At 49.3% G+C, this 1,442-nt stretch carries 2 rRNA genes; both read left to right on the top strand.

The features are described from left to right. Nucleotides 1–1,140 (top strand): 23S ribosomal RNA (locus Q0788_RS13845); the annotation flags it as partial. A 187-nt stretch (nucleotides 1,141–1,327) separates the two neighbouring features. After that, a 5S ribosomal RNA gene (rrf, locus tag Q0788_RS13840) occupies nucleotides 1,328–1,441 on the top strand. Nucleotide 1,442: the final 1 nt, after the last annotated feature.

The raw sequence follows: 1,442 nt of genomic DNA, 5'->3' as shown, positions 1-1,442 counted from the left end.
TGGCAGTCGCAGATACCAGGCTGCTGCAACTGTTTATTAAAAACACAGCACTCTGCAAACACGAAAGTGGACGTATAGGGTGTGATGTCTGCCCGGTGCTGGAAGGTTAATTGATGGGGTTAGCGTAAGCGAAGCTCTTGATCGAAGCCCCAGTAAACGGCGGCCGTAACTATAACGGTCCTAAGGTAGCGAAATTCCTTGTCGGGTAAGTTCCGACCTGCACGAATGACATAATGATGGCAGCGCTGTCTCCAGCAGAGACTCAGTGAAATCGAAATCGCAGTGAAGATGCTGTGTACCCGCGGCTAGACGGAAAGACCCCGTGAACCTTTACTACAGCTTTACATTGAACTTTGACCTGACTTGTGCAGGATAGGTGGGAGGCTTTGAAGCCGAGACGCTAGTCTCGGTGGAGCCAATCTTGAAATACCACCCTGGTCATGTTGGGGTTCTAACTCAGGTATAACAATACCGAGGACAATGTATGGTGGGTAGTTTGACTGGGGCGGTCTCCTCCTAAAGAGTAACGGAGGAGTACGAAGGTGCGCTCAGACCGGTCGGAAATCGGTCGTAGAGTATAAAGGCAAAAGCGCGCTTAACTGCGAGACCCACAAGTCGAGCAGGTACGAAAGTAGGTCTTAGTGATCCGGTGGTTCTGTATGGAAGGGCCATCGCTCAACGGATAAAAGGTACTCTGGGGATAACAGGCTGATACCGCCCAAGAGTTCATATCGACGGCGGTGTTTGGCACCTCGATGTCGGCTCATCTCATCCTAGGGCTGAAGCAGGTCCTAAGGGTATGGCTGTTCGCCATTTAAAGAGGTACGCGAGCTGGGTTTAGAACGTCGTGAGACAGTTCGGTCCCTATCTACCGTGGGCGTTGGAAATTTGAGAGGATCTGCTCCTAGTACGAGAGGACCAGAGTGGACGAACCTCTGGTGTTCGGGTTGTCACGCCAGTGGCATTGCCCGGTAGCTACGTTCGGATGGGATAACCGCTGAAAGCATCTAAGCGGGAAGCCCACCTCAAGATTAGATTTCCCTAAAGAGCCGTTCAAGACTAGGACGTTGATAGGCAGGGTGTGGAAGCGCAGCGATGCGTGTAGCTAACCTGTACTAATTGCTCGTTTGGCTTGACCATACAACACCCAAGTGGTTTGTATACAAGTCTAATTAATCTATCTTGTATAGCTCAGGCTATAGAATAAAGAAAGAATATTTCGATATCACCTTTAACCTTGATTCAGTTAGGTTACAAGTTGATCGACCATAAACTAAACATTTATAGTCAAACAATAAAAATAACAGACTCATATCTAACCCCCTTTGCTGACGACAATAGCGCGATGGCCCCACCTGATCCCTTCCCGAACTCAGAAGTGAAACATCGTAGCGCCAATGGTAGTGTGGTTCGCCCATGTGAGAGTAGGTCATCGTCAGCTC

The sequence above is a fragment of the uncultured Psychrobacter sp. genome (assembly GCF_947500265.1).
In the GTDB taxonomy this organism is placed as follows: Bacteria; Pseudomonadota; Gammaproteobacteria; order Pseudomonadales; family Moraxellaceae; genus Psychrobacter.
The sequence above is the reverse complement of the archived record's forward strand: the minus strand, read 5'-3'. Positions and strand labels throughout refer to the sequence as shown.